The organism is Lysinibacillus contaminans, from assembly GCF_001278945.1.
GTDB classification, from domain to species: Bacteria; Bacillota; Bacilli; order Bacillales_A; family Planococcaceae; genus Lysinibacillus; species Lysinibacillus contaminans.
The window spans coordinates 1,833,049-1,853,442 of record NZ_LGRV01000003.1; the positions used below are offsets into that span (position 1 = coordinate 1,833,049).

Annotated in this window: 19 protein-coding genes; 5 read left to right on the forward strand and 14 right to left on the reverse strand. The window is 35.7% G+C overall.

What is annotated here, in order from left to right; genetic code table 11:
• Positions 1 to 481 precede the first annotated feature (481 nt).
• Positions 482 to 1,414 carry an L-lactate dehydrogenase gene (locus AEA09_RS11110; RefSeq protein WP_053583901.1) on the forward strand — a complete coding sequence of 311 codons (933 nt, stop codon included), beginning with the start codon at positions 482 to 484 and terminating at the stop codon, positions 1,412 to 1,414.
• 44 nt (positions 1,415 to 1,458) lie between these two features.
• A complete protein-coding gene (locus AEA09_RS11115; protein ID WP_053583902.1) occupies positions 1,459 to 3,033 on the forward strand; it encodes an L-lactate permease in 1,575 nt (524 codons plus the stop codon).
• Positions 3,034 to 3,110: 77 nt separating this feature from the next.
• Here AEA09_RS11115 and AEA09_RS11120 read toward each other — a convergent pair whose 3' ends face one another.
• From AEA09_RS11120 to AEA09_RS11135, 4 genes are read right to left on the reverse strand one after another with little or no spacing between them, the layout of a single operon-like run.
• Positions 3,111 to 3,599 carry a methylated-DNA--[protein]-cysteine S-methyltransferase gene (locus AEA09_RS11120; protein ID WP_053583903.1) on the reverse strand — a complete coding sequence of 163 codons (489 nt, stop codon included), beginning with the start codon at positions 3,597 to 3,599 and terminating at the stop codon, positions 3,111 to 3,113.
• Complete coding sequence (locus tag AEA09_RS11125; protein WP_053583904.1) at positions 3,592 to 4,500, reverse strand: DNA-3-methyladenine glycosylase 2; 909 nt, start codon at positions 4,498 to 4,500, stop codon at positions 3,592 to 3,594. The genes AEA09_RS11120 and AEA09_RS11125 overlap by 8 nt, the downstream gene beginning before the upstream one ends.
• Before the next feature lie 12 nt (positions 4,501 to 4,512).
• The gene (locus AEA09_RS11130) at positions 4,513 to 5,070 is read right to left on the reverse strand and encodes a bifunctional transcriptional activator/DNA repair enzyme AdaA (protein ID WP_211263246.1); all 558 of its coding nucleotides are present in this window, start codon (positions 5,068 to 5,070) and stop codon (positions 4,513 to 4,515) included.
• A gap of 24 nt (positions 5,071 to 5,094) precedes the next feature.
• Entirely contained in the window at positions 5,095 to 5,865 is a 771-nt protein-coding gene (locus tag AEA09_RS11135; protein WP_053583905.1) for an isocitrate lyase/PEP mutase family protein, read from the reverse strand.
• 901 nt (positions 5,866 to 6,766) lie between these two features.
• Between AEA09_RS11135 and AEA09_RS11145 the strand changes: the two genes are divergently transcribed.
• Positions 6,767 to 7,423: a CatB-related O-acetyltransferase gene (locus AEA09_RS11145; RefSeq protein WP_053583907.1), complete on the forward strand. Its 657-nt coding sequence runs from the start codon at positions 6,767 to 6,769 to the stop codon at positions 7,421 to 7,423.
• Between the two features lie 212 nt (positions 7,424 to 7,635).
• Here the strand turns inward: AEA09_RS11145 and AEA09_RS11150 are convergent, their stop codons facing one another.
• The 3 genes from AEA09_RS11150 to mmuM form a co-directional block, all read right to left on the reverse strand.
• Complete coding sequence (locus tag AEA09_RS11150; protein WP_053583908.1) at positions 7,636 to 8,769, reverse strand: M20 family metallopeptidase; 1,134 nt, start codon at positions 8,767 to 8,769, stop codon at positions 7,636 to 7,638.
• 53 nt (positions 8,770 to 8,822) lie between these two features.
• Complete coding sequence (locus tag AEA09_RS11155; protein ID WP_053583909.1) at positions 8,823 to 10,367, reverse strand: BCCT family transporter; 1,545 nt, start codon at positions 10,365 to 10,367, stop codon at positions 8,823 to 8,825.
• A gap of 75 nt (positions 10,368 to 10,442) precedes the next feature.
• Positions 10,443 to 11,378, reverse strand: coding sequence for a homocysteine S-methyltransferase (gene mmuM / locus AEA09_RS11160; RefSeq protein WP_053583910.1), 936 nt, complete (start codon positions 11,376 to 11,378; stop codon positions 10,443 to 10,445).
• Between the two features lie 267 nt (positions 11,379 to 11,645).
• On the opposite strand from mmuM, the gene AEA09_RS11165 reads away from it, so the two are divergent.
• Complete coding sequence (locus tag AEA09_RS11165) at positions 11,646 to 11,915, forward strand: ECF transporter S component (protein ID WP_281176746.1); 270 nt, start codon at positions 11,646 to 11,648, stop codon at positions 11,913 to 11,915.
• Positions 11,916 to 12,048: 133 nt separating this feature from the next.
• Here the strand turns inward: AEA09_RS11165 and AEA09_RS11170 are convergent, their stop codons facing one another.
• From AEA09_RS11170 to mqo, 5 genes are all read right to left on the reverse strand, one after another.
• On the reverse strand, positions 12,049 to 13,284 hold the full coding sequence (locus AEA09_RS11170) for a glutathionylspermidine synthase family protein (protein WP_053583912.1): 1,236 nt from the start codon (positions 13,282 to 13,284) through the stop codon (positions 12,049 to 12,051).
• 2 nt (positions 13,285 to 13,286) lie between these two features.
• Positions 13,287 to 13,742 (reverse strand): hypothetical protein, encoded by a 456-nt coding sequence (locus tag AEA09_RS11175; protein WP_053583913.1) that lies wholly within the window; start codon positions 13,740 to 13,742, stop codon positions 13,287 to 13,289.
• Between the two features lie 18 nt (positions 13,743 to 13,760).
• Positions 13,761 to 14,159, reverse strand: coding sequence for a DUF350 domain-containing protein (locus AEA09_RS11180; RefSeq protein WP_053583914.1), 399 nt, complete (start codon positions 14,157 to 14,159; stop codon positions 13,761 to 13,763).
• A gap of 39 nt (positions 14,160 to 14,198) precedes the next feature.
• The gene (locus AEA09_RS11185; RefSeq protein ID WP_053583915.1) at positions 14,199 to 14,534 is read right to left on the reverse strand and encodes a hypothetical protein; all 336 of its coding nucleotides are present in this window, start codon (positions 14,532 to 14,534) and stop codon (positions 14,199 to 14,201) included.
• Between the two features lie 392 nt (positions 14,535 to 14,926).
• A complete protein-coding gene (gene mqo, locus AEA09_RS11190) occupies positions 14,927 to 16,423 on the reverse strand; it encodes a malate dehydrogenase (quinone) (RefSeq protein ID WP_082332636.1) in 1,497 nt (498 codons plus the stop codon).
• Positions 16,424 to 17,249: 826 nt separating this feature from the next.
• On the opposite strand from mqo, the gene AEA09_RS11195 reads away from it, so the two are divergent.
• Complete coding sequence (locus AEA09_RS11195) at positions 17,250 to 17,741, forward strand: hypothetical protein (RefSeq protein WP_053583917.1); 492 nt, start codon at positions 17,250 to 17,252, stop codon at positions 17,739 to 17,741.
• Positions 17,742 to 17,837: 96 nt separating this feature from the next.
• Here AEA09_RS11195 and AEA09_RS11200 read toward each other — a convergent pair whose 3' ends face one another.
• The gene (locus AEA09_RS11200; protein ID WP_053583918.1) at positions 17,838 to 18,104 is read right to left on the reverse strand and encodes a hypothetical protein; all 267 of its coding nucleotides are present in this window, start codon (positions 18,102 to 18,104) and stop codon (positions 17,838 to 17,840) included.
• Positions 18,105 to 18,699: 595 nt separating this feature from the next.
• Positions 18,700 to 20,313 (reverse strand): amidohydrolase, encoded by a 1,614-nt coding sequence (locus tag AEA09_RS11205; RefSeq protein WP_053583919.1) that lies wholly within the window; start codon positions 20,311 to 20,313, stop codon positions 18,700 to 18,702.
• Positions 20,314 to 20,394 lie beyond the last annotated feature (81 nt).

Here is a 20,394-nt window from a genome sequence, read left to right on the forward strand (position 1 = left end):
AGGAAGACTTTTTTAAAAAAATAATCTTCCTATACCCTAGCTATAAAGGCACTTTTGAATATTTTTTAAAACTATCACAAATAGTTCAAACTTAATAAAAAAAATTTAAAATTGGTTTGAAAAATGAAATAAACATATGGTATTTTATAAACGTAAAAATTAGACAACTTACTATACAAGCTGACCGGTCAAAACATGAGTTGTCCCATTCTCCTTGAAAAGAAACTAATTCAAAATTTCAAGGAAATAGAGCACCTTAAACTAGAATCTTCTTTCATAAAATTTTTTTGAGTACAAATCATAAAAAAACACCACACATTAAGCAAAAAAATGTTGTGCAGTTCAATGAAATACATGGCATGCATGAATATATTGGAACTTTTAAAAGAGAGTATATTCCTAATAATCAATGCCAAACTACGTTTAGTCATTTGTGAAATTCCTTTTAATGATCATAAAATTTTAACTGGAGGTATGTAAGATGAGTTTAACACGTGGAGATAAAGTTGTATTAGTTGGTGCAGGAGCAGTGGGATCTAGTTATGCCTATGCATTAACAAATCAAGGAATTTGCGAAGAGTTAGTACTTGTAGATATAAACGAAGCAAAAACAAAAGCAGACGCAGCGGACTTAAATCATGGTCTTGTGTATGCACCGATTCCTCAGAAAATTAAATACGGTACTTACAGTGATTGCAAAGATGCCGCAATTGTTGTTATTTGTGCAGGAGCAGCTCAAAAGCCTGGTGAAACACGCCTTGACCTTGTAGGCAAAAACCTTAAAATTTTTAAATCCATCGTAGGAAGCATAATGGAATCTGGATTTGATGGTATATTCTTAGTCGCTTCCAACCCGGTAGATATTTTAGCTTATGCAACTTGGAAATACTCAGGTCTGCCGAAAGAGAGAGTTATCGGTTCAGGAACAATTTTAGACTCTGCAAGATTCCGTTACCTACTTGGTGAAGAATTTGATGTAGCACCAACAAGTGTTCATGCGTATATCATTGGTGAGCATGGAGATTCAGAACTTCCTGTTTGGAGTACAGCGAATATTTCTGGAAAGCAAATTGCCTCTGAACTATCAGATCAAAGAAAAGAAGAAATCTACACGCAAGTTCGTGATGCAGCTTATGAAATTATTGATGCAAAAGGTGCTACTTACTATGGTATTGCAATGGGGCTAGCTCGAATCACAAAAGCCATCTTACGAAATGAAGAAGTCGTCTTACCTGTTGGCTCTTTGTTAGAAGGCGAATATGGTCACAGCGATGTGTATATTGGTGTCCCTACAGTTATTAATCGCGGCGGAAGAAAAAACATAGTAGAACTTCCTTTGAGCCCGGAAGAGCAAGAAAAATTAGCACATTCCGTTAAAACGTTGAAAGAAGTTCAATCACCTTTTTGGAAGTAATTCCAAAAAGGTTTTAAGATTTTCTAACAAAGGAGCAATACATCATGTTAGTAGAAACTTATAATCCATTCGATAATTTAGTTCTCTCCTCAATGATTGCAGCAATTCCCATTATAATATTTCTGTTATGTTTGACTATATTTAAAATGAAGGGTATTTATGCAGCCTTATTAAATTTAGTCATCACCTTTATTATCGCTATGCTTGTATTTAAACTACCTATTAGCGAGTCAGTTGGAAGTGTCATTCAAGGTGCCATTCAAGGTATTTGGCCCATTGGTTATATTATTGTTATGGCCGTCTGGTTATATAAAATTTCGGTTGATTCAGGAAAATTTGATGTATTACGTGCAAGTATAGCTGGTATTTCACAAGATCAGCGACTACAGCTACTGCTAATCGGTTTCTGTTTTAATGCTTTCCTTGAAGGAGCGGCCGGATTTGGTGTACCAATTGCTATCTGTGCGGTACTTTTAGTTTCGTTAGGATTCAAACCTTTACAAGCTGCGATGCTCTGTCTGATAGCAAATGGTGCCTCTGGAGCATTTGGTGCAATTGGTATTCCAGTAGGTATTACAGGTACATTAAATTTAGCAGGCGGCGTAACGACAATGGATGTTTCGGCAATGACAGCATTAACGCTTCCTATTATTAACTTTACAATTCCATTCTTACTTGTTTTCTTAATTGATGGGATTAAAGGGATTAAAGAAACATTACCAGCAATTCTTGTTGTATCTGCTACCTATACGGTTACGCAAGCAATTATTACCGTGTTTGTCGGTCCTGAATTAGCTGATATTATTCCTCCTTTACTAGCTATGGGCTTATTAGCTGTCTTCTTGAGAAAATGGAAGCCAAAAAATATCTTCTTACTTAATAATGAAGAGGTTAAAATTGAACAACATTCAAGAAGTGACGTAATAAAAGCTTGGTCTCCATTTTACTTATTGAGTATCTTTATCTTAATTTGGAGTATTCCAGCATTTAAAAACCTATTTGCAGAAGGTGGCGCACTTTCCTTTACTAAATTGACCTTTGGCATACCTGGATCCACATTGAGTTCAAGTATTGAGTTAGTAAGTGCGACAGGTACAGCCATCTTGTTGGCAGGTTTAACTACTATATTCACAACAGAATCCATTAATTTAGGTCATGGTTTTAAACTTTTGAAAAGAACAATTTCAGAATTTTGGATTCCAATTGTAATGATTTGTGCCATTCTCGGAATTGCTAAACTCATGACGTATGCGGGCTTAACTAGTGCATTAGGTGAAGCAGTAGCAACGACAGGCAATGTCTTCCCATTATTATCACCAATTCTAGGATGGATTGGCGTATTTATGACGGGATCCGTAGTAAATAATAATACATTGTTTGCACCAATCCAAGCCACTGCAGGTAGCATTATTGGTGTAGATTCAGCTTTATTAGTATCTGCTAATACTGCTGGGGGTGTAATGGCCAAGCTAATTTCCCCACAATCGATCGCCATTGCAACGGCTGCTGTTGGACAAACTGGTAAAGAGTCCGAGTTAACGAAAATGACGTTGAAATATAGTATCGCATTACTGGCATTTGTTTGTATCTGGACATTCATCCTATCCATGATTTATTAAAATCTGCTGAAGCTTTTGTCATTACAGACGAAAGCTTCTTTTCTTTTTAGACGGAAGGTACTATGTTATGTTTAAAATTATTGAAAAGGGTGTTTATTCGATTTTTCATGCTGCAAGAGCCACTCTTTTCTCCATAATCCACCTGCATAGCCTGTTAATTTTCCATTTGTTCCGATTACTCGATGACAAGGAATGACGATGCTTAACTTATTTTTACCATTTGTAGCCCCCACTGCTCTGATTGCTTTTTCATTTCCAATGGCGATAGCAATATCTTTATACGTACTAGTTGTACCATAAGCAATACTTGCTAAATAGCCCCACACTTCTTTTTGAAAAGCTGTCCCCTCGTACATAATTGGAATGGTAAATGTATATCTCTTTCCTTTAAAATATTCATCCAGTTGCTTGTAGCACTCTTCTAAAACATGCGGTGTTTCAGCATTTTTCCTGTTAACAATTTTATCAACATTGCTAAACATTATGGAAACAATTGCTTCATCTGTTCCTATTATCTCTAATACGCCTATTGGTGATAGATAATCCAGTTTGTGCAGACTAATCATATAGTGACCTCCAAAGATAAAAAGTAGAATATGCTTCCCACCCTACCCAATTTTCAGCTAGGTTTTTAATTTCTTCTAGTGTTGGCTTGCGTTCCAGTCCTAATTGTAATTTCAATGCATTGTGAAGACCGACATCAGTTATTGGAAAAGCATTTGGGTGATGTAAGCATTTCATCATTACATAATCAGCGGTCCAAGCACCTATCCCTCTATGTTCCATTAAAGCCTTCTTTACTTTTGGATAGTCTTTTTTCTGAATTAAAGTTTCTTTTGTTAGTTGACCATTTCCCATCCTTTTTGCAAGTTCAATAATATACTCAGACTTCCTAGCAGTAAATTGAAGTTTCCGTAAATCCTCCACTTCTATGCTTCCGATCATTTCAAATGTAGGAAATAAACAATAGGTGTTTCCTTCAAAAATGAGACACTCACCAAAATTTTCAATAAAACGTTTCTTTAATGTATAAGCAAATGTTAAATTAATTTGCTGACCAATAACTGCCCAAGTCAGCGCTTCAAATAAATCCGGAATACACATCATCCTTAAGCCATGATATTTATAGACAACTCCCTGTAATATCTTGTCTTGTTTTGCTGCTACATAAAAAGCAGTTAAATCACTATCCAAATCAAACCATTCCCATATATACGCTACTATTTCTTCTCGGATTCGCTGAACAGGAGGATTGATTGGAAATTCAACTTGCATTACATTTTGTCTACACCCAATTTTACATAGCACTAATTCTTGTTCTATTTTTATTAGTTTATACAAATAACCATCTCTTATTTGATGCAACAATTCTTGGTCAGACCTGCTTAAGAACACCAAGCACTCTTCAAAATTGAATTCTGCTGGTGGATAAATTTCTAAATATGATTGGTGATTAATCCAATTCATTTTCACACCCCCTTAGCCTTCTTGACTACGATACTGACTTGGCGAACATTTTGTTAAATGGCGAAATGATTTATAAAAACTTGAAGTACTTTGGAATCCAACTTCATAGCAAATCTCAAGATTAGTCAGGTCTGTACTTTTAAGAAGATGTGTTGCTTTATCTACTCTTATTTTTTCTAAATAAGCTCGTGGCGTCTCTGTAGTTTCCTGTTTGAATATACGTTCAAGATGAAAAGGGCTTATCCCGACATGATCGGCAATATCTTGTAAAGTTAACTTTTGATTATAATGATTTATTAAAAAGCTCGTTACTTTTTTAACAAGTTCAGTGTGGTGGGAATGCTCAACTTCCGGCTGGCATCTCTTGCAGGCACGAAAACCAGCTTTTTCAACTTCCATGATTTCATAATAGAAGTCTACATTTACTTTTTTCGGCTTCCTTGATTTACATGAAGGACGACAGTAGATCTTTGTCGTTTTTACAGCTGTATAAAATAGTCCGTCGTATGTACTATCACATGTAATTATTTTTTCCCACATTTCTTCAAAAGAGAGATTAATGTTATCCACCTTCGAATCCCCACCTTTTATTGTTTAATCCTTATATAATAATGCTGTATCTTTTGACTCCAACAATTGTGCCGCATTCTTTTCCATATAGGCAATAACTTTATCAGAGAATGCATTTCCAAAGCTAAATCGTTTTACCCCTAGTTCTTTCAGCTTTTGACAATTTGTTAACCCTGGTAAAGATAATATATTTAATGGTGCTTCTATATTAAGAGCAATTTCTTTAATTTCTTCTTCCTTAGTTAAACCCGGTACAAAAATCCCACTTGCCCCACTTTCCACGTATGCCTTTCCCCTCTCTATCGTTTCCAAAAATGGGGTATTACTTTGTAAATATGTATCTGTTCTAGCGTTAATATAAAAGTTTTTAAACCCATTTTGATCTAGTGCCATTCTCATTTTTGTTAAAAGACGACTGTGATCCTTCGTTTCTCTCAATCCCATTTTTATTTTTAATGAATCCTCGATATTGATGCCTGCAACACCAACATCTGCCGTCCTTAATACATGATGAATAATCGTATCTATATCTTCACTATAGCCTGCTTCAATGTCAGCGGAAACTGGTATATTTACATTTCCCGTAATTGTTTGGATAATCCCTAAATGTCTATCAAAATCAATACATTCTCCATCTGCATATCCTAGTGAATTGGCAATTCCCCAACTTGTCGTACCAATGGCTTTAAATCCCGCTTTCTCAAGAACTAATGCAGAAAGAAGATCCCAAGCATTCCCAATAAATAATATGTCCTGTGAAGTGTGGAGTTCATTGAATTCTTGAATTTTTGTCATTTTACTGCCTCCTAATGTTTATGAATCTCATTTTACTAGGAAGCGACATTCAATGTGTCCTCATTCTTGCTCTTATAGTCTAGATAAATAAAAAAAGAGAAGTTAACGATAACTTCTCCTTTCAGTTTATTAGAATGAGTATTCGAAGTAGTAAGTAGAATACCCTATGAAATTTCTTATCAATTCACTCAAAGTGTTCAGTTTAAAATAAGTTCGTAGTTTTAAACACACTCTAACTATGTTATCCTTTTATAAATATAAATCCCAAATATTAGCATTTTATAAAAACGTCTACTAACTTTCTCAACAAGATCTTTATAAAACAATTCAGATGGTGGTGATAAATTGAAGCAAAAATTTTTCACAGGATTATCTGTCGCTTGTTTAGTGTTAACCTTTCTTATATTTGGGTATGACTCAACAAAATGGTACGGTAAATTTATTGATTTTCTCTTCGATATAAGCATTTTTACACCTTTAATTATAGGAGCTCTAGGTATATTAAGTGCTTTTCTTGGAATTAAAGGTACTATCCGAATGATTCTTATACTGGTCAATTCATTCTTTTTGATAGTGTTTCTATGTGCAATTTTACTAGGTATATTGGGATTTCACCGACCTTAAAAGAGAATATTAGTTATATTCATTGAGTAAATTTTCTTTCGTTATGGGATGGGATATCCCTCCTTTTTTTGCTGAACAATATGTTTCTTGTTTTCTTCTAAACTCGTACTTTTCAATAGAAGATTTGACTATCAGATTATTCATTTGATACAATCTCCTCATCAATTAGGAAAAGGATGAGAACGATGGTTCGTCGTTTGAAACGGCTTAAGAATGTTGCTACGGTATCAAGCTTCTAAGTAAACCTATTTATTCTACTTAGAAGCGAGGAAAAAAAATGAAACAACATCAATTTAATCACTGGTCTGAAATAAAGTACCTAAAGGATATTGTCACTAACCCTTTGATTGAAGTAGGGGAATACTCCTACTATTCTGGTTACTACGATAACTATGAATTTGAAGATGGGTGTGTTAGATACCTATGGGGAGATAAAAAATCAAGAGAATTATTCAATCCAATCATAGACAATGGTTGGTATTTAGATAAATTGATTATAGGAAATTATGTTTGCATTGCAAGTGGTGTAATTATTTTAATGGGTGGAAATCACAATCATCATTCTGAGTGGATTACCGTGTATCCGTTTATAGACCAAATAAAAAATTCATATAAACCAAAAGGGGATACAATCATTAAAAGCGATGCCTGGATTGGCATGAATGCAATGATTATGCCCGGTGTGACAATAGGCGAAGGTGCTATTGTTGCAGCTGAATCAGTTGTTACTAAAGATGTACCACCGTACACAATGGTAGGAGGCAATCCTGCTAAAGAGATAAAGAAACGATTTACAGACAAAGAGATCGAACTGTTAATGGAAATGCGTTGGTTTGATTGGGAACGTGATAAAATTGAACAAGTCACTCATATCCTATCAAGTTCATCTATTGATCAATTATATGAATTTTATCATAGAGAAATTAAGTCATAATATCTGATTCGAACAACACCATTGAATGGCACTAAGACAGTACTAAAAATCTAATGGAAACTTTATTGACATCAATATGTATTCACTAATATAAACTGATTGATTTAGAATTCTTCGGCCTATATCTTTATTGAGATATAGGCCGAAGAATTTATGTGACAAATTGCTTCAGGGAATCATTGTTAACCTGGATCTTGCCTTTGAGTCGACTTTTACATACACTTATTTTTGACAATTGAAATCATTCCTCGGGTAACTTCCTTAATGTCTTCTACGCCAACTCTTTCATCTTCTGCATGGGCATAAATCGGATTGCCTGGACCAAAGTACAATGTATCCGTATCAAATTTAGCCAGTGTGCCACCCTCTGCCCATCCACCAAATACATCAACCTTTATATTTCGCTCAAGCTCATGTTCAAGTAATGATTTGAGTTGTAGAAACTTCTCCGAGCCACTATCAAATTCCATTGGTGTACAATCCACTATTGTTTTAGTTGCATAGTGAAATGCTGGATAGGTTTCTTTTATTTTTGCTGCAACTGCATCAATTTCTTCTATAAAATCATCTATCGTTTCGTTTGGAAGATATCTTTTATCAATAACAATTTTGCAGCTGGATGGCACACTATTGGCCTGAATACCACCACCTATTACCCCAACATTCATTTTAGACTCACCTAATAAATGATGTGGGTTACTTTTGTATTTTTTCTCTGTATATTTTTTATATGACAATATAAATTCACAGGCCATGTAAATAGCATTCTCCCCAAGCCCAGGCATACTTGAGTGAGCACTTTTACCAATAAACTCTACTTCTATCCATGCATCACCCTTTTGTGCAACCATAAGAATTTGGTTCGTTGGCTCAGTGATTATGCCTATATCACAACGAGGCAATAATCCTTTTTCAAAAGCAGATACCGTTTGCTGCGCATTAGTCTCTTCATCTGTAGAATACATCAAGTACACATCGCCTTTTACATGATGATCACATGCATACTTAAATGCGGCGTAATTACATGCACAACCAGACTTCATATCACACGAGCCACGGCCATAAATTTCGCCTGCTTTTTCTATGGGATTCAACGGATTATTTACTCCATCTAAAGATACCGTATCAAGATGTCCATGTAATAGCAGTTTATAGCCTTCTCCATTTTTATGATGTGCAATCAAATATGGATTTTCACTTTGCGCATCAATAATTTGTACATCTGCTGCAGTTTCTTCTTTTATTTTGTTATACATAAATTTTAATATTTCTCGTTTTCCCTCTAGCGTAAAGGATTCGATACTTATAAGTTCCTTTGTTAATGAAACAGCTATGTTGTCGTACATCCCTATCCCTCCCATAAATCTTACCCTACCCCCGATAAATAACTAATCGTGCCTTATAACTTTAATTTACCACTCTGAAGATCTGCTTTTATGGCTTTAACCGCTGACCAGAGAAGGATAATATTAACAAAAAGCATAGGTATGCCAAATATCGATGTAAAGGATTGTAAAATCCCTAATATATTTAATCCATCTACTACGTTTTCCAAATACAAAATAGCTACTGGTAACACCATGAAGATGCATCCCCACATTACCTTGAACCACTTATTTGGTTCTTCATCGGCTTTTAGATTTTTAGATGTAAGCATTGCAACAACTGTTGAAACACTCGTCGCACTTGTTGCAAGGTTAAAGAATACTAATATAACAAATACAATGATTGCTATTGTTGAAAGCGGCATTGTTTTTAATACAGCAAGTGTTGCAGCACTGTTTCCTTGTGCTACTGCAATATCTGAGAAATTAGCAATATTATTTACTTCTAGTCCCATACCGTAATTCCCTAAAGTACCAAATGAAATCCAGCATGCTAAAGGTAAGAAGATTGAAATAGCCATTGATATTTCTTTAAATGTTCTTCCATACGATACGCGCGCTACCCATAACCCTATTGATATCGATAAACCTAAGTACCATGCCCAGTAAAAGATTGTCCAGCTTTGGATAAATCCTGTTTGTGCCACTGCATCTGTATAAAAACTCATCTTGACGAAATTTGTAATATTATTTCCCATAGCCATGACAAAGTTATTTAACATAAATGATTTTGGACCTACTAAAAAAACAAACAAAAAGAAGGCAAGTGCTAAGTAAATATTGAAATTACTAATTTTCGCCATACCTGTTGAAATCGATTGTGAAGTAGCACCAATAAAGAATATGCAAAACATAACGATAATTGAAATTCTAAGCGTAAGTGTATTTTCAATATGTAATAAATTCGCTATTAGTTCACCCAAAACAGATGTGCCCAGACCTACAGTAATTAACATTCCACCTACAAAGCAAAACGTTACTAATCCATCAATAATCAATTTTAAAAGGGAATTTCTACTCTTATCTTTGCCCAATACTTCAGAACAAGCTTCAGAAATCTTCATAGATTCTGCCTTGCGATTCCAGTACATATAACCAATCGCTAAAGATGCGGGTAAATAGAATGCAGATGCCGAAAATCCCCAGTGGAACATTCCATATGCCGATGCTGTTTCATAAGCTGCAACAGATTTCGGTTCAATACCAAATGGCGTTCCATGCACATAATACATCCACTCGACTGTTCCAAATATGAGAATACCTGCTGCCAATGCAGATGTAATTATCATCGAAATCCATGTAAACTTCGTATAATGTGGCTTTGCATCCTCTCCACCTAATCGAATACTTCCATATTTAGATAACATCATAAAGACTGCAAATACTGCACACCCAAATCCGATTAACAAAAAAGCCCATGCAAAATCGGTCGTCATGCTTTTAAAAAATGTATTAATTACCTCTGACGTTTCGTTTGGCCAAAATACAATAGGCACGACAATACACGTCAATAAAACTAACGTCAATGCTATTAATTTATACTCTACTTTATTACTCACGTTAATTCCTCCAATGAATAAAACTGTAACCCTCGTTACAGTTTTTATAGCTACCCACTATTTTCTGCTTGAGTACTACTTCCTTGCCCAAGCAGCAATTGCTTTGATGTCCTCGGGATTAGTCCTACAGCAACCACCTATTAATTTTGCACCTACCTCATACCAGTGCTTCGTACTACATCCATAACTTTCGCCAGAAGACGCTTCTGTCCATGTCTTGTCTACAGCATTGTACTCCTCACCAGAGTTCGGATAAACGATAATCGGTTTAGATGTCTGTTTATGTATTCCATTAATCAGTGACGGAATATAAGATGGCGGTGTACAGTTGATGCCCACTGCAACTATTTGCTCTTGCTCATCCAACCATTTGGCACATTCCGCAATCGTTTCTCCATTGCTGATATGTAACTCATCCTTTGCACTAAAGCTAATCCATGCATATACCTCAGGGAATTCCTTCAAGAGTGTTGCAATTGCTCTTGCTTCCATTAAACACGGGATCGTTTCACAAGCTAAAATATCAGCGCCTGCCTCAATCAACGCCTTCATACGTGTTCTGTGGAAATCTACTAATTCATCTTCAGTTACAGTGTAATCTCCTCTATACTCAGATCCATCAGCCAAAAAAGCACCATATGGTCCTATAGAAGCTGCTATTAATGGCTTTGGTCGATCTACTCGATTTTCGGGATTTCCCCAAAATTCATCCCGTGCTTGGATCGCAATTTGAACAGATTTTTTGATAAGCTCAATTGCTTCAACCTCATTCAATCCTCGTTCCATATACCCTACTACCGTTGCCTGATAACTTGCTGTTATTGCACAATCAGCACCTGCTTTAAAATAATCCAAATGAACTCTCTTGATGAGTTCTGGATTTTCCATCAGTACTTTCGCTGACCATAGACTATCGTTTAAGTTGCAACCATACCCCTCAAGTTCGGTAGCCATGGCACCATCAAGAATCATAACAGGGAAATCGTTCAAAATTTTTTCTACTGGATTCATTTGTTTTTTCCTCCCAAAAACTTTAGTAAAAATAGAAGACACACTAACATATATCTAAATATTTTCAATAAAACTAATATTATAACTTTTCATACTAATAGTGCAATATTTAATTCGTTTCGTAAAAGTAAAAGGTAAATATGAGCATTTACTGTCTTTAAAATAAATAACTCCTTCCTGAATTAAACAATTTGAAAAGCCGACTCCATTATAATGAGAGTCGGCTTATTTCCTATTAAATAAAAACCGTGATATATCAAACTGCCCATATCAGTAAATAGTGGTTTGCAAGGATATATATTTGGGAAAATGGCTTGGTCGATGGGCCACAATGGAAAAAGTTTAGTTTTCAATCCACTGGCTATTATCAGTTCAGTTCCCTATATGTTAGCAGGTTATTACATTTGTGAACGCGTTCTATTAGGGAATTGGATTGTACCAGCTGCCACTATTCCTGGGAACCTTCTTCAGAAGGCAGTAGGAATCTGTGTAGCCATTCCGGTTTGTCTAGTGCTAAAAAGAATTCCTATTTTTTAATAACTCTTAAAATATGTGACTCCAGCAACAAACTGAAGTACTCTCATTACTACATAAAAGCCTATCTCCTGTTTTTCTAAGAGATAGGCTTAATTACTAAAACTAATCTAAGAAAACTACTTATTTCTTAAATTCACATATGCCTTTCCTCTTCTTTTAAGAGTCCTACAGGCAAATAATAAGATAAATTATTAGTTATGGTACCTCCAACTCTATAACCGAGTGCTGCCGATTTACCGTTAAGTAAAAAGCTTCCAAGTAAAAGTCGACCATCTTGTTTTCCCTTTTTACTATTAAAAGTAATTGATGGATGCTCGACAAATTGTTGATAAACAGGGATATATTCCGAATAAGATCTTTGAACATCCGTGTGGATTAACTGACCATCATAATTAAATATTTCTACGGTGTCCCCTTCTCTCCCAAAAGAAGGCTTTTTCACAAAAGGGAGGCCTTTTTGTAAAAAATAATCTGGTTCAAGATAAGTCGGAAGAAAATATTCATCGATCCACTTATGCTCTTCCACTGTAAAAAAAGTGTTCTGTTCTTCATGTAGTCCCCAAATGACTGCCTGAACAACTTTATTTTGTAATAAAAAGGATGAAGGAGGATTAATGATCGAGAGCTTCCCTTCCTCAACAAGTTCCAATAACCAGCAACCAATTGGATTTCCTTCCGCATCTACGTCCTTTATCAAACTTTCTATCGGGAATGTCTGGCGATAAAGAACATCTATTTTGATTCCATCCTCATCAAAAAGACCTACACCTTTTTGAATCTGTAGCTTATCTAATGGGGTGAATTTTGATGACACAGCAGTTTGAAGATACAGGACGGTTTCGAAATCTTCAATGTTATCCTGGTGTGCAGTAAAAACAATATGGGGGGATATTTTATTTGTACTTTGAACTATGCTTTCGTGAACTGCCTTTCGTAAAAACCTTTCCATGCCCTCATTTGGGTTTTCCACTCCAAATTCTTTACATACCATTGTATTAATATAAAATAATTCTTTAATAAATGTAGGGGTGTCGGCGTTAATTTCAATGCATTTATAGCTACCTCTATAGGGAATTAGGTCAAGTCGCGAAATAACACTCTCGACTGGAAGGGTTTTTAATCTTATAAATGAAACGGTCTCTTTTGGAAATCCCATTTCAAGTAGGGTTTGATCTGGCACCTTTCGAAGCAATGCTGCAGTTTTAAAAAAAATAAAACCAATACGCTCACTTATACGACGTATTCTAACAACCTCTGCTTGATTTATTAGTTTTATGTCATAAAGAGCATATTCCTCCCCATAAAGGTCAGCCCAAAAGCCTCCGATTTTCTCATAAAACTCCTGCCTTTTTGTACTATACTCGCTCAATCCTATTCCTCTCCTAAATCCTTAACGTAAATCACATACACGCCTCGATCTTCATCTATCTCTGTAGAGGTTCTAAGCTTTTGTCCGATTCCTGGCACATCCACAACATCCTTTAAAAGAAAACGAAGAACATCAAAATGAGTACTACAAGGAATACGAGAAATGAGTCGAAAATTCTCTCTTATATCATAGCTACGAAACTCAATGTGTATTCCCTCACCTCGAAAACTTTTTTCATCTTCTCCAGACAAGTTTTTCCCTATTTCTTTTATCACTAAAATGTCTTCTTCTCCATCCATTTCAGTAGCAGTAAGCTCATACTCGGTTCCTCTCATTATAAAATATGTACACAGCTGTCTAGCGTAAAATTCATCCATTCCAACGTTTGAAACAGTATATTCATAGAACGGCTCATAATGGCCATAGCCTTTATCAATATAATAAATTATTTTTTTCAATTTACTACCTCAATTCATTTAGTAAGATAGACATTTGGCAACTATCCAGCCAATGGCTAAGGATAAGGATAATAACATCGTACCGACAGCCCGATTATCCGCTTCGATTGCTTCATGGATACTAAAACGTATTGTGATTATTTCCGCAAAAATAAACGCTAGAATTTGAGATACAATCCCAACAACACCCCAAATCGCCATATCAAGCAACGATACCGAATATTCAGCAGCAGCTCCTAAAACAATCGCCAGACCCATGACTTTCCCACCGAGTGACATTGCAGCTGTTACATTTTTCCCAGCAATCAAACGAAATTCCTTTAACTTCGGTGTGCTAATTGCAAATAAAGCCACCCCTACAGTAAGTAGAAGCAGGGCAACTCCTAAATAAGATAGAAAATTGATATATAAATTCACAAAAATTCTCCTTTTCAACTCTAATGTATGTAGGAATACTTATCCCCCGAAGTGGTTCGAGCCATTTCCAAATCCAGAGCTCGTATTGTTTCCTCGTTTAAATGAGGAGCTATTTTTATAACTATTGTAGTCACTGTTTGTTAATAATGAATTTTTATTGTTATAATAATGACCGCCATAGTAATAATGACCATAGTAACTTGAACTGTTGTCATCACATACCCAGACTCCTTCATCATCTTCCCATTCCCAATCGCTACAATCTTGATCATTTGGTTTAGGAGGGAGATCATTGCTGTCGGTATCGCATCCAGTAAGACTAAGTGTAAGTGCAGTCATTGAAACACCTACCATAATTCTTTGTGTTTTCCCCACTATTTTCACCCCCACTTCCTTTTTGCATTATACTTTACGAAATGTTTTATAAAAAGATTCAAAAAAAGCTATTTCTAGTAATCTGAGGTAGTTTCACAAACTTCATTATTCCAGAGAAAAAGAAGTAATAGTTATCAAACAGGAAACCCTCCTTGGCCTGCTAACTGCAGAGTTTTAAAAAAAGAACCTTCAATCCAAAATTGGATCAAAGGTTCTATGCTTTATTCTCAATGATATTCTATTATTCATTCAATACTTTATGTAAACGTTCTTCATCTCACATAGCAATTTCAATATTTTCATCCTAGAAATGACTGTTCATTGAAAAAAATGGAACGTAAACGTTTTCATTAAATATCTTTGTTTCCACATCCAAAGAGTTAACTATATGACTAGTTTTCCTTTAGACCAAGCACCTGTGATGTTGAAGTATGCATTTCTTGGAAAATCTCTGGGTTTTCCGCTAGTGACTTGCCATAAGAAGGAATCATTTCTTTTAATTTTGGTTCCCACTCTTTTACATGTTGCGGGAAGCATTTATTGATTACTTGAATCATAACGTGAACAGCAGTAGAAGCACCTGGTGAAGCACCTAGTAATGCAGCAACCGAACCATCAGCAGCACTAACAACTTCCGTACCAAATTGAAGCGTTCCTTTACCACCAGCTTCAGTATCTTTAATAACTTGTACACGTTGACCAGCTACTACAATATCCCAATCATCGGTTTTAGCGTTCGGGATAAAGTCACGTAACTCATCCATACGTTGCTCTTTTGATAACATAAGTTGTTGAATTAGGTATTTTGTTAAGCCCATCTCTTTAACGCCTGCCGCTAATAATGTTGTGATATTATGCGGTTTTACAGAAGCGAATAAATCCATATTTGAACCTGTTTTCAAGAACTTTGGTGAGAAACCAGCGAACGGTCCAAATAGTAATGCTTTTTTGTTATCGATATATCGTGTGTCAAGGTGTGGAACAGACATTGGTGGAGCACCAACTTTAGCTTTTCCGTATACTTTTGCATGATGTTGATCAGCAATCTCTTGATTTTTACATACAAGGAATAGCCCGCTGATTGGGAATCCACCAATATGTTTCCCTTCAGGAATACCTGTTTTTTGAAGTAATTCTAGGCTTCCTCCACCAGCTCCAAGGAAGACGAAATCTGCTGTATGATATTCCATTTTACAGCCATCGATATCGTGTACTTTAAGTTCCCATTTGTCTTCTTTAGTACGGTTAATAGCTTGGACAGTATGTTTGTAGTTGATATCAACATTTTGAGTTTCTAAGTGGTCAAATAACATACGCGTTAAAGCACCGAAGTTAACATCCGTACCATCGTCTACTTTTGTTGCCGCAATTGCTTCTCCAGCTAGACGGTCTTCCATAATAAGTGGAATCCATTTTTTCAGTGTTTCCGCATCATTAGAAAATTCCATGCCCTGGAACAATGGATTTTTTGACATAGCTTCAAAACGTTTCTTTAAAAACGCTACATTACTTTCGCCTTGTACCATACTGATATGAGGTATTGGCATGATAAAATCTTGTGGATTATTAATAAGGTTACTATTTACAAGGTACGACCAAAACTGCTTTGAAAGTTGGAACTGTTCATTAACATTAATCGCTTTTTTAATATCAATAGAGCCGTCTGGTTTTTCTGAAGTGTAGTTCAGCTCGCATAGCGCAGCATGGCCCGTTCCCGCATTATTCCATTCGTTAGAGCTTTCTTCCCCTGCTTTTTCAAGTGACTCAAACACTTTGATATTCCATTCCGGTGCTAATTCTTTTAGCATTGATCCCAATGTCGCGCTCATGATTCCGGCACCAATTAAAATAACGTCTGTTTTAGTTTTTTTGTTACCCATTTCTACCATCCTTATACTGTAAATTTTGCAAAAAAGGATGTAGGAGCTCCCGCTTAGGCGTCATAAAAAGACAAGAAGCGACCTTGGAACACACCTTTTCTGTATCAATTTCAACCTTACTGTAGTGTATCACAACTATTTAAATATTAAAATATCTACTACCTATATGAGAGTTATCGGTAACAAGTGAGAAGTCTTGTCCATAATGTTCTAGAAATAGACACAAATGAATGCTATTTTCGTTATTTAATCAACTCAAAATACATGCGCAACCTGTTATATAGCAGATTTTATTTAGTTAAAATTTTTGTCAGAATTACTCACAAAAAAGCCCCTAGAACTTTTTTGTCCTAGAAGCTCATTATCGACACTTTTTCACGTTTTAAAATATATCAGATAAATATGATTGAACAGAGTTAGGTAATAGTTGATAGAATAATCCTTCATATATAATATCAAGTAAACCGGCAATGATAAAAATTAGTAAAAATATTAATATCATCGGTTTCTTGTTTTTTTTTGAAATCCACTTCAATATGTTCGCCTCCACTGTAAAATAACATGATCGTCTACAGCTTAATTATATAATGATTAAACCAACATTTATATAATTCTTGAAGACTGTAATTATTTTCTTTTGATGAGGTCCCCTTTTACTAATTAAATGCGTCAATTAGTTGTCTCAGAACGATATAACCTCATGTAGGTTCAATCATTCCTTGTCACCCCTCTTCGAAATGTTACATAAAATAGTGCTGTACAACATGTTTTTTATCCGGGCAGGAATTTTGCGCCATCAATGTTCGATTGAGATTTAATAAAGAGAGGAATGGCTATGGTAAATTTTAAATCTTTTCGTGGGATTGTTACTCAGATCAATGATTTTATGATTGAGCAAAATGGGGAAAGCGAAGGTTGTTATAAACTAATGACTGTAGAAGATGGGGTTGGCGGCATCGTTAATTTTGTCATCTCACCTACTACTTACTTTGTGAACCATGAAATTGTAACTGTCGGGAATCAAATTACAGGCTATTATGATGGGGATGCACCTGTTCCTTTGATATACCCGCCACAATATCGAGCACTTGTTGTTGTCAAGGAAACCAACTATCAAAATGTAAAAGTAGATTTTTTTAATAACCAACTGGTGAGCAGTGATGGAGAGTTAAAGTTAAATCTCTCACCCTATACCCCTATCTTCCTCACAAATGACCAACCTTTTTCAAAAAATCCTGCAAATCGAAACCTAATTGTGCTATATGGGCCTACTACAAGAAGTATTCCTGCACAAACCACACCATATAAAATAATCGTTTGGTGTTAACACTATGCTTGGAATGAAAGCGGACCAATTGCCGAATCAAGAATATAAAATAACCCCCGTACGTTTTTATAGACCTACGAGGGTTATTGTATGATGTTACTGATTTTTCATTTCGTGTAATTGCTGCCTAATCTGCTCTAACTGTTCTCTATTTTGTTGAACGATATCCAAATGCTCACCATATTGTTCAGCATTTGAGAGTGCATTTTCAGCATGTGATACTTGTTCGAAAACATGCTCAACTGCCATCTCTTCTGGCCGTGACTTCGCTATCTTCAACAAACGCTCTGCCTTTTGAACAGAGTTGCTTGACAAAGTGCTTGGATGGTCCTGTTTCCAACTTACATCTGAATGCTTAGCCAATTTTGCTTCATCCCTTCCTACCGATTAAATAAATGATCTAGACATAGTATTGTGAAATGTCCAGAGAATATGCAAGGCTAGCGTGACGAATATCTATGTAAGCTAAAAAATGAATTCTGGTACATAATTTGAAGCATTATTGAAAATAATATTATGAAAAAAATCACGAGTAAATGATGCAAGAGCAGTTGATATTTTAATAACAATATCCCTAATTCATAACAAAACCCTGATTGACTTTTATGTCCAACCAGGGCTTATTAACAAATTCATCAAGTATTCATTGCTAGACTTTAAGCTAACCGTTCTTCAATCAATTTATAAATACAGTTTTCTTTTAGATTAATTCTTATATTCTCAAACAGTTCTTATAATACTTTTTTACAAGCGTATTGATTAGGTAAATATTATATGGTTTTATCATTATTCATAAAGCTTCCCATCATAGATTGTAGCGGAAATCAACTTTTTCTATCATTAGGATTAGATAGCATTAGTTAATCAACACACCTGACTTTTTTATATATTATCTTAAAACAGTCTTCATCTGTTAACTTTTTGAAGCGGTACTTAGTGTAGTGGTTTTGTACCAAAATCAGCGATGGAACACCTCTTGCCCTTCAAAGAAAGTCATTAAAATCTTCGTATCGCTAATCTCCTCAACTGGAACTTCGAAGAGATTTTTCTCCAAAACAACTAGATCTGCTTTCTTACCCACTTCAATAGATCCTGTTTCATTTTCTCTGAACATTAAATGAGCGCCATTTAATGTATAGCTAGTGATCATTTGATCAAGTGAGGCATTTTCTTCAGGCTTAAGATTTCCCTCTTCATCCTTTGCTATCATACCTCCTTGAATGCCATCCATAGGCCAGAATTCATTTACAGGAAAGTCACTCGATGAGGAAACTGGAATTCCCATCTCAAAATAACTTTTCATTCGTGCGACTCCCCAGTAAGAACCAGGCTGCGGAGATGGAATTACTCGTAATTCCTTCAAGCGTTTCATTTCTTCATCACTAGGATTAGGAAGATGGGTAATCACATGTCGAGAATCCCTAGTCCCATTTTGTCCAGCGGCTTCTTCAAAAGCATCTAGAGTCGCGTTTACCCCTGAACCAAACGCGTGAACGAAAACTCGAAAACCTTCTTTATCCGCAGCAGCTACAACCTTCTCTAAATGATCTTGTTTCCAAGTCGATTTATATTCTTCGTCATCAGCAAATATTTTAATGGAATTTGCATTATACAACTTTCCTTGATGTCCATCACGTAATTTTTTAAATCTCTCGATCTGCTCTGGACCTTTCGTTTCATCGGCCCATAACGCGATTTCGTATCGTAAAGTCAATTTACCTTCTTTGTCTAATTCTTTTAATGCATCCAGCAAAGTTTCGTGTGGCGATTCTCCGGCAAGGGGTATGAAGACGGAGGTTGTCCCTCTCTCAGCAGCCATTTCCTGAAAAGCAAGAATCCCCATTTTATTTTGTTCTACCGTAAAGTAAGGTTCTGGAAGACCTTTAACCAAAAGAGCAATAGCAGTAAATTCACGTATAATTCCAGTTGGTTCTCCGGTTACAGGGTCTCGTTCAATAAATCCTCCTTGGGGATTAGGAGTGTCTTTATCGATGCCTGCTAATTCAAGGGCTTTTGAGTTAACCCATATCGTGTGATGGTCGTTATCAATCATAACAACAGGTAGATCGGAAACGACTTCATCAAGCAATTTTTTAGGAGCCAGTTTTCTACTTTCACTCTCTTTTTGGATTAAGCTTTTGTCCCAACCCACACCGCGTAATTGTTCTAAGTTAGGATTTTTTTTATGGAACTTTTTGATGTCACTTGCATACTTTTTCATTGTGTTGGAGGGATTAAGATCTATCCAAAAAAGTTCTTCCGATTTAGCGTACATATGGCTGTGGGTATCGATAATTCCAGGTATAACCATTTTACCCTTTAGGTCAATCTCTTTCGTGTCATTTCCTTTGAAAGCCTCCACGCCTTTGTTATCACCAACATAAACAATTTCTCCATCCTTTACAGCAACTGCTTTTGCTATACTTCGATTTTCATCTACTGTATACACAGAGCCATTTTTCAAAATTAAATCGGCTGAAAGAGCGTTTCCAGAAGCTAAAACTGATCCGCTTCCAACAAAACTTGAACAAAACAGCAAAAATATAAGAAAATAACTGAACTTTTTTTTCAAAAACTATCACTCCTTATTTGCTAAGTTTAAAGTTTTCTAACCGATAATTAACTGATGAGCATTCCTCCATGAATACCATCA

Coding starts and splice junctions, on each gene's coding strand:
- AEA09_RS11110 (WP_053583901.1), top strand. CDS start 482: ATGAGTTTAACACGTGGAGATAAAGTTGTATTAGTTGGTGCAGGAGCA.
- AEA09_RS11115 (WP_053583902.1), top strand. CDS start 1,459: ATGTTAGTAGAAACTTATAATCCATTCGATAATTTAGTTCTCTCCTCA.
- AEA09_RS11120 (WP_053583903.1), bottom strand. CDS start 3,599: ATGATTAGTCTGCACAAACTGGATTATCTATCACCAATAGGCGTATTA.
- AEA09_RS11125 (WP_053583904.1), bottom strand. CDS start 4,500: ATGAATTGGATTAATCACCAATCATATTTAGAAATTTATCCACCAGCA.
- AEA09_RS11135 (WP_053583905.1), bottom strand. CDS start 5,865: ATGACAAAAATTCAAGAATTCAATGAACTCCACACTTCACAGGACATA.
- AEA09_RS11145 (WP_053583907.1), top strand. CDS start 6,767: ATGAAACAACATCAATTTAATCACTGGTCTGAAATAAAGTACCTAAAG.
- AEA09_RS11150 (WP_053583908.1), bottom strand. CDS start 8,769: ATGTACGACAACATAGCTGTTTCATTAACAAAGGAACTTATAAGTATC.
- mmuM (WP_053583910.1), bottom strand. CDS start 11,378: ATGAATCCAGTAGAAAAAATTTTGAACGATTTCCCTGTTATGATTCTT.
- mqo (WP_082332636.1), bottom strand. CDS start 16,423: ATGGTAGAAATGGGTAACAAAAAAACTAAAACAGACGTTATTTTAATT.
- AEA09_RS11195 (WP_053583917.1), top strand. CDS start 17,250: ATGGTAAATTTTAAATCTTTTCGTGGGATTGTTACTCAGATCAATGAT.